The following is a 7,870-nucleotide window of genomic DNA, read 5'->3' as shown; positions in this document are numbered from 1 at the left end:
ACCCAGCCGATTTCGCACAATAAATTGAGCATTCGGTGGGCAGCGCTTTTCTGAAGGTCCAGCTTTTCGGCGACTTCGCCGAGTCGCATCGCGGAAGCTTCTTTTGCAAGCAGCTCAATGACCGCGAAACATCGCTCCACGAGAGAATTTACGACCCGCACTCCGCCCTCCAGTCACTTTTCTCGTTCCAGTAAGAATGACATTCTAGTGTTAGGCCCTGCGTGGGTCAAGCCTAATATGAGGCGGCATTGGGTTCGTGTCATACCTCGATAGTGGAGGACCGAAGGATGGTCGTGAGGCAAATGACTGCAGGTCGACCCGATTTGAATGTTCCCACATATACGACCCTCCCAAAATTGACACAGTGTCATAGCTGGAATAAGGTTCTATTAGTGCGTTGGGCTTCTAGCCGTTCGGGCTCGAATTCGTATCGAATACCAAGAATGTCATCGGTTACAGCCAAGATGCACTTCTGGGCTCGTCAAGGCCTTTGACGCGGGCAAATAAGGTTCCGGAATGGTCAAGCATTGGGATTTAGAGATCGATTATTGCGTCGCGGGGGCGGGATCTGCGGGCAGCGTTGTCGCTGCGCGTTTATCCGAAGATCAGAGCTCCGTTCTGTTGTTAGAGGCTGGTCCGAAAGATTGGAATCCGTTTATACACATTCCTGCAGGATACTTTTACTTATTAAAAAATCCCCGCCTCAACTGGATGTACAAGACCGAGCCGGATTCCGGGGGCTTCGATCGCAGCATCGTTGCTCCTGCCGGCAGAGGCCTGGGTGGCAGCAGTTCGATTAATGGTATCCTATTCGCGAGGGGACAAGCTGCCGAATATGACTGGTGGGCCGAAGAGTTGGGCTGTCCGGGTTGGAATTACCGGGATTTACTACCCTACTTCAGAAAAGCCGAGACTTTTGAAGGCGAAACATCCCAGCACCGCGGCACCTTTGGTCCGGTCTCGGTTGCTCCGTTTCGCACTATACATCCTCTAGCACAGGATTTTGTGAGTGCGGCGACCCAGGCCGGATATGCTGAGATTGCAGACATGAATTCGCCAAACAGGGAGGGCGCCAGCCTATTCCAACAGAATCGCAAGGGTCGCTTCAGGTCAAATACAGCCTCCGCCTACCTGCGCCCGGCTTTGAAAAAGGGCCAAAACCTTCGAGTCGAGACGAATGCACTTTGCGCTCGGATCATATTCGACGGGAGGAAGGTGGACGGCCTGGAGTTTCTCCAAAACGGGCATATACGACGTGTGAAAATACGGCGCGAGCTGATTATTTCTTGCGGCGCGCTGCGATCTCCACAACTGCTGCAGCTAAGTGGAATCGGCGATCCAGCTCTCCTAAACCAAATAGGCGTTCCTGTTGTTCATGCGTTACCTGCGGTCGGCCAGAATTTTCGTGACCAGTATATAGTCAGAATTTCTCACCGTACTCACGGAACCCTTACCATCAACGAAATGAACACGTTCGCGACAATCGCATTGGAGGGGTTGAAGTACCTTACTCAAAATAGAGGGTTGCTAACACTGGGAGCGAGTATGGCATCGCTATATTGTAAGAGCTCCCCAGCTGCAAAATTCGCGGACCTGCAACTGATGTTCGCTCCAGTTAGCTTCTCCCCATCGGTCCCTGGCGCTCTTGAAAAAGAAGGGGGGATGACGATCGGCGTCTTCCTGACGTGTCCGGATAGCAAGGGAAGTGTGTCGATTCGTTCCTCCGACCCGCTAGAGATGCCTGTCATTCGCCCGAACTATTTGAGCGCGCCAACGGACTGGCCGCGACTTCTTGTTGGGCTTCGGACAGCCCGGCAGGTATTCGAAATGGATGCCCTCAAACGGTGGAGTTTAGGTGAAACGAGGCCGGGGCCTGGCGTGGATACCGATGACGAACTGTACGACTTTGCTCGACACGTGGGGTCGACGGCTGCGCACTACACCGGCACGTGTCAGATGGGCTCGGAGGACGCGAGTGTTACAGATCCATTGCTTCGCGTACGCGGCGTATCAGGACTGAGGGTAGTCGACAATTCGGTCCTTCCCAGCCCAGTTTCGGGCGGGATGAACGCCACAGCAATCGCAGTAGCCGAGAAAGCTGCAGACTTGATCAGGGGACGCCTCGTGGAGTGATTTAGACTAGCCGCGGGCGGGCAGTTGTTCCCTTTCACCGAAATTCCCGGTTGCCTGGCCAATGGCGCTGGATGAGAGGCATCTGTTTTGCCTTGATCCCGCAGTGAGCGGCGGCTGTAACGGTAGGTCGGCGCCATATTTCGGCGAGGTCTCAGCGATCAGCGGGTAGAGGCCCCGATCGAAGAAGCGGTGACCCGGTCCACAACCCACAATTTTCGCGCTTGCGGGCGTCGATGCTCGATTGTCCTCTGGCTCATATGGCTCAGCCGAGCCAGTGGAGAAGCGACCGCCAACCAACTCGGACAAGTTGGTTGACGTTTTTACTGACGGGTTTGACGAAAATCCAACACCAACCCATTCAAGGGAGGAAGATGCTGGATCTTAGACAGCAAAGCCAACAAGGGGTAATCCATGGCCTTTCCTAATTCGTCGCCTTACGTGATTATCGGCGCTGGCATCCATGGCCTATCTACCGCATATCATCTGGCTCTAGCCCTCAAAAAAGCCCGCAAGGGTTCGGGCACGGACATTCTTGTGATCGATAAGAGCGGCATCGCGGCGGGAGCATCCGGCATTGCCTGCGGCGTTGTCCGCAACAATTACTTTCAGCCTGCGATGCGCGAGCTCATGGCACACTCAGTTAGCGTTTGGGAGAGCGACGCCGAAGCCTATCGATACAACCCGGTCGGTTACATGCAGATCAGTTCGGAATCGATGCACGAAGACGTTCGCAGCATCTATGAGCAGCAAAAGGCCATCGGCTATTCCTCGGTCTTTGTTGAAGGCAAAGCAGACTGCGACGCCTACATGAAGGACCTATTTTCGGATTGGCAGGCAAAGAACATCACCTCCGTGCTTCACGAAAAGAAGGGCGGCTACGCCCACAACGGAGCGGCGATCTACGCGCTGGCGAAGAAGGCCGAAAGCGAAGGTGTCCGTATCCTGACCGGGGTGAGGGTAACTGGCATGACCTTCGCAAACGGATCAAGCTCGGCGGTGACTGGCATTGACACCGATCAGGGCCACATCACATGCGACTATCTCATCGTTGGAGCAGGCCCGTGGGTCCGCGATTTTTGGCGTATGGCGGAGCTACCGCAGACCGTCCAGATCCAGAGCAAGGATGGACAACTCCATGGCAGTATCCCCATGTGGCGGTTTTGGCAGCTTGAGGAGGGCGTACTCGGTGTCGACCCCAACACCTTCAGAACCAACCATGGCAAGATGCCGCCGGTCATCCACGTCGACACGGACGCTCCGCTTTACTCAACCGTCGACGGAAGTCTGATCACGGAGAGGATGTGGGGGATCTACTACAAGCCCGACTTCAATTTCGGCGGCGTCCAAGGAGGTGCAATGCCTTACAAGGTCGAAACACCGGTGGACGAAGTTCAGATCGATCCCTACGGCCCGTCCTCGCCGGAATTCATCGCTAGCGAGGAATTCGCCCATATGTGGGTCTCGGCACTGGCTCACTGCAACAAACGGTTTGAAGGTACGATGGACAAGTTCCACCGCGAGCCGTCGGGCGGCATCGGTTGCTTCACACCGGACAACTTCCCCGTCTTCGAAGCATTCCGTGAGAACGTCTACATGATCGCCGACTCCAACCACGGTTACAAAATGATTGGCGTGGGTGCGCTTGTCGCAGGAGAGGTTCTGGGTCATGAATCACGCCTGCTAAAGCCGTTCCGCCTAGACCGCTATGAAAAGGGTGAGCTGCACCCAACCTCGAACAGTCCTTATCCTTGGAGCTAATCGAGTTGGACAGGCCTTCGGCGCCGAACGCCTGGAACCGGCGGACCGGCGGACCGGCGCGTGAATGTGAACATGCTCAAAAGAATGCGAGTTCAATGGTCCAAGGCTTAAGAACCAATGCATAGCGCCATCAATACCTTGCCCGTTGGGCAAGCAGAATTGGTACAGGCCGCGAGCTCCTCCTCGTACTATGCCATGGTCTCTGACCCGGCATGACCCGCTTCGGCACCAGCATTGGATGAGACCGACGATGTGAGAAGACCAGACACTTCAGCGCAGGGTTAACCCTGCGCCTGTCTGGAAAGGCTGTTTTGAAAATCGCTTGGTTGGGTTCCGCCTGAGGATGGGCTATGATCAAGGTCCGAATGAACGCAGCAGAGCCTTGGCCGGATGTTGCGGATCGCCAAGGAGACAAGCTCGGCGGCTGCGAGATGGATGATAGCATTGAAGCTCTGCTCGGTTTTGCCAGCTCGCATGGCGATACGCTTGAACTCTTGCAAAAGAAGTTCTGGAAGAGATGACGCCAACTTGATATTCGAGATCGGGAGGCAGCGGCAAGGCGCGCCTTGGATGCTGCGAGATTACGATCTTGGCGCCGCGTTCGTTCAGATCGGCAATGATGGTGTTGCTGTCGAAGGCCAAGTCAGCGATCAGCCCGCGAAGAATCATGGTGGTCATGCCGCCTTTGGAGCGGCCTAGCCTGGCTTTGAGTCCCCCTTTTGCGCCATCGTGGCGGTGGACCTTGATGATGGTTGCGTCGACCATGGCGAACTCCATGTCCGGCTGGTCCGAGCGGGCCTCGAAAAGCCGAAAAAAAACGTCGGATATGTATCTAATCGTCGTATCGCTTGAAGACGGTGTTCCAACTTCAGAAAAAGGCTGGGAGGTCACCCATTTACGGCGAACTTGATTGCACTGTTACTGATAAAGCCTTGATCCTGATGCGAGCAGCATTGATTGCTTTAACCCAGGACTCCGGACGTGGATTGTATACCAAACTGTCAGAGGAAAGCCGAGAGGAGTGGCCAAATCATGAAACTTGGCGGCAACGAAAAACGGCATGAGTGCGTCGAGTTCTTGCTCCTCGATCTGTTTTCCATGATGTCGGTGACCTGCGCGATTGAGCCGCTGAGGGCGGCCAATCGACTTCTCGGATTTGAAGCCTATAGCTGGCGCTTCTCTTCAGAAGATGGGTCAGCAGCCCATGCCTCCAACGGAATCTCCGTAAATGTGGACGAGCGCTTCGGCACTTCCGATGCACCTGAGTACCTCTTCGTCTGCGCAGGCATGACGTTCCTCGCGAAAGACCAGACCCGGTTGAACGTCATGTTGAAGAGGCGGGCACGCGAAGGGTGTCATATGGGCGCGCTGTCCATGGGCACCGTTTTTCTCGCCCGCGCAGGGCTGCTGACCGATGCGCGATGCACCCTGCACTGGGAAGGGCAGCCAGCTTTCCGCGAGGAATTTCCGTTCATTGAACTAAGCAATCAACTCTACGTCATCGACAGGAACAGGTACACATGCGCTGGCGGAGCCGCCTCTCTCGACATGATCCTGCACATCATCACACAGGCACATGGCGCGGTTCTGGCGCGGTCCATCGCGAACCAGTTTCAGGTTGAGCGTATCAGGACCGGTAATGTCGAACAGCGGTCGGGCAGCTCGGTCCGCCTCGTCACGCTTCCTCCGGAATTGGGCCAGACCGTCGGACTTATGATGCGCAACTTAGAAAAACCTTTGAGCACCAGTTCGATCGCTCGCACCTTTGGATTGAGCGTCAGGAAACTTGAGCGTCTTTTTCAGCGGCATACGGGTTACCCGCCCGCCCGCTACTACAAGATCCTTCGGCTCGAACACGCCCGGGATCTGCTGCTGCACACCAGTCTCGCAAATATTGATATCGCCATCGCGACTGGGTTCTGCTCGAGTTCCTATTTCTCAGCCTCGTACGCCGAGCATTTCGGACACACGCCGTCTCAGGAACGTCAATAAATCGGAACGGAGCGCGGTATCGCAGGCCGCCACTGCTCGCGTAGCAACGATCTTTGGGGATTTGATCAAGCGCCTCCTTTGAGGAAAGTTGTACATTGTCAGACACGATGGTGAAGGACAGTGACGAACAGAACCCGGCGGAATGCCATACGCCGGGTTCTGTCGCAGACCTGGAATGGGGTTGTGAACGGCTATTTCGGCCTGTCCGTCAGGCAGCGAGGGTATCGAATTGCTCGGCGATCGACAGACTGGGATTGTAGGCATACCTCGTCTGTCGCTTGCGCATCATATGGATCGTCTTGCTCGCCTGCGACTTGAAGCCGAGCATGGCTCGAATGCGGCGCTTGATACGCCGGTGATCCTGTTCGATCCGCCGTTGAGATACCGGCTATTGCGGATGCAGATCGGCTTCAGCGGTCGCCGCCGGGATGGCCCGGCGCAGCCAGGCCGGCACCGCGATGATCGGCGCGACCGCCGCGGCACCGGGAAGGGCCCCGTAGCGTAAAGAGGGTTTGGGACGCAGAATCATCGAAAGCAGGATGAATCACGGCGGCCCTTTGAGCAACAAAAATAGGCAAAAGCGCTGCGCCTGTCGTGGTGATACAACGAACGATAAGGCAACATTGTCGTTCGTTTTAGAAACCCGTGCAGAAACGGCCGCTCTGGCTCGTTTTTCATCGCCAGACGACCCGGTTTCGGCGTCAGATCGACGAGAATTCGCGTTCGTTGCGCGGACCGGATTCGCGCTCAATTGTCGGACGTCGCCCGGAAAGGTCGCTGTCGTCGAGCAGAAGCCCAAAAATCACGCTGATCGTCGCTGCGGGCCGTCCCACAGCAGGACGGCCTCTCCTGAACGACGGTGAGGGTTTAGTGCATATCTCCCCACCGACGCTTTCAACCCTACGGATGCAAACCCGGCGCCGACCGGTAGAAGATCACCCCCACCGACGGAACAAGCTGGCTGAGGTAATCGAAATCTCCAACATTGCCCGTCAGAACTGTCGCTCCCAAAAGACCGGCTTGGTGAAAGATCAGCGCATCGTTGAGGAAGCGGCGTTCGTGCCCCTCCCCTTTCGGCAGATGGCTCAGTCGGAACAACAGGCCGGCAAGCATGCCGGCGCGTCCCCAGGCGGTGGCGTCTGGTGCATGCAGCCGGTGCGCGGGGATATCGTCGATCGTGTCCGCAACCACTTTCAGGACCGGCTTCGTCCTCGGGTGCGCCGGGTCGAGCCGGCCGAACACGTGGCTGAGCTCGGCAAGACAAACGGCGGAGTGGTGGCAAAGCCGATAGGTTAGAAGGTCATCGACCACTTCGGGCGTGCGTCCCTGCAGGACATCCAGATAGACGCTGGTGTCGAGAAGCAGGGTACTACCGACAGGCGGTTGGTCCCCTGCCCAGGACAGAGCGGAATCCGGCCGCCGTTCCAGCCCTCCGGTACGCCGCTGTGGCTTGAGGGAACGCAGCGCGCTCCCTAGATCAAACGCCAAGATCAATGTCCGCGGGGATGCTGCCCTTGCGGCCGACGAGCCGGGCGCCAAAATTGTCCTCGATGGCAAGCCGCGACAAGGCGAGCTCAAGCAGCTCGGTGTCGGAGGTCACATGCGCGCGCTTCTTTGCCGCCTCGATCAGTTCCGACGGCACCCTGCCGGAAAGGCGTGTGTTCTTGGCCGCGCCAAGCAGGCCGACCGCCCTCGCCTGCTCAAGCACGAGGCGGTTCCGGGTGTGGGCGATCCGCTCCTCACTTGCATCTGCCGCTGCGCCGCGTGCCATCTTGTTGGGATCTCCATCTGTTGAACGGAATATAAAGAATGTTGAACATGAAAGCAAGGAGGGACCGCCTCCCAAGAGGTCATCACTGGATAGGACAGGCCTGCTCCCGGTGATGCGATACCCGGACCCGACGGGACGCAAATCTCGCAGCTATTCCGCCACGCAGCTTGCTGTGGACAATTCCGAGCTTTGGCAGCACCTTGGCCCAAGAATCGC

General features: G+C 56.8%; 7 protein-coding genes and 1 pseudogene. 3 read left to right on the top strand and 5 right to left on the bottom strand.

Annotation, left to right across the window (positions count from 1 at the left end; translation table 11 throughout):
• On the bottom strand, window positions 1-140 hold a 140-nt coding region (locus tag AC3CB8_RS30685; RefSeq protein ID WP_488377391.1), incomplete at its 3' end, for a helix-turn-helix domain-containing protein.
• Window positions 141-516: 376 nt separating this feature from the next.
• On the opposite strand from AC3CB8_RS30685, the gene AC3CB8_RS30680 reads away from it, so the two are divergent.
• Entirely contained in the window at window positions 517-2,133 is a 1,617-nt protein-coding gene (locus AC3CB8_RS30680) for a GMC family oxidoreductase (protein ID WP_352727127.1), read from the top strand.
• Window positions 2,134-2,544: 411 nt separating this feature from the next.
• A complete protein-coding gene (locus tag AC3CB8_RS30675) occupies window positions 2,545-3,891 on the top strand; it encodes an NAD(P)/FAD-dependent oxidoreductase (RefSeq protein WP_352727125.1) in 1,347 nt (448 codons plus the stop codon).
• 354 nt (window positions 3,892-4,245) lie between these two features.
• Here the strand turns inward: AC3CB8_RS30675 and AC3CB8_RS30670 are convergent, their stop codons facing one another.
• Window positions 4,246-4,656 carry a hypothetical protein gene (locus AC3CB8_RS30670; protein ID WP_435053110.1) on the bottom strand — a complete coding sequence of 137 codons (411 nt, stop codon included), beginning with the start codon at window positions 4,654-4,656 and terminating at the stop codon, window positions 4,246-4,248.
• A gap of 267 nt (window positions 4,657-4,923) precedes the next feature.
• On the opposite strand from AC3CB8_RS30670, the gene AC3CB8_RS30665 reads away from it, so the two are divergent.
• Window positions 4,924-5,883, top strand: coding sequence for a GlxA family transcriptional regulator (locus AC3CB8_RS30665; RefSeq protein ID WP_352727123.1), 960 nt, complete (start codon window positions 4,924-4,926; stop codon window positions 5,881-5,883).
• A 208-nt stretch (window positions 5,884-6,091) separates the two neighbouring features.
• Here AC3CB8_RS30665 and AC3CB8_RS30660 read toward each other — a convergent pair.
• From AC3CB8_RS30660 to AC3CB8_RS30650, 3 genes and pseudogenes are all read right to left on the bottom strand, one after another.
• Window positions 6,092-6,309, bottom strand: a pseudogene (locus AC3CB8_RS30660) (DDE-type integrase/transposase/recombinase); the annotation flags it as partial.
• A 474-nt stretch (window positions 6,310-6,783) separates the two neighbouring features.
• Window positions 6,784-7,371, bottom strand: a complete 588-nt coding sequence (locus AC3CB8_RS30655; RefSeq protein ID WP_023785188.1) for a type II toxin-antitoxin system VapC family toxin — start codon at window positions 7,369-7,371, stop codon at window positions 6,784-6,786.
• Window positions 7,361-7,654 carry a hypothetical protein gene (locus AC3CB8_RS30650; protein WP_352727120.1) on the bottom strand — a complete coding sequence of 98 codons (294 nt, stop codon included), beginning with the start codon at window positions 7,652-7,654 and terminating at the stop codon, window positions 7,361-7,363. The genes AC3CB8_RS30655 and AC3CB8_RS30650 overlap by 11 nt, the downstream gene beginning before the upstream one ends.
• Between the last annotated feature and the right edge of the window lie 216 nt (window positions 7,655-7,870).

Source organism: Mesorhizobium sp. P160927 (genome assembly GCF_057766385.1).
This window is presented reverse-complemented; position numbering and strand designations above follow the sequence as displayed.

What these genes read in the sequence shown, in the direction of transcription:
- AC3CB8_RS30680 (WP_352727127.1), top strand. Translation starts at nt 517, where the DNA reads ATGGTCAAGCATTGGGATTTAGAGATCGATTATTGCGTCGCGGGGGCG.
- AC3CB8_RS30650 (WP_352727120.1), bottom strand. Translation starts at nt 7,654, where the DNA reads ATGGCACGCGGCGCAGCGGCAGATGCAAGTGAGGAGCGGATCGCCCAC.
- AC3CB8_RS30670 (WP_435053110.1), bottom strand. Translation starts at nt 4,656, where the DNA reads ATGGTCGACGCAACCATCATCAAGGTCCACCGCCACGATGGCGCAAAA.
- AC3CB8_RS30665 (WP_352727123.1), top strand. Translation starts at nt 4,924, where the DNA reads ATGAAACTTGGCGGCAACGAAAAACGGCATGAGTGCGTCGAGTTCTTG.
- AC3CB8_RS30675 (WP_352727125.1), top strand. Translation starts at nt 2,545, where the DNA reads ATGGCCTTTCCTAATTCGTCGCCTTACGTGATTATCGGCGCTGGCATC.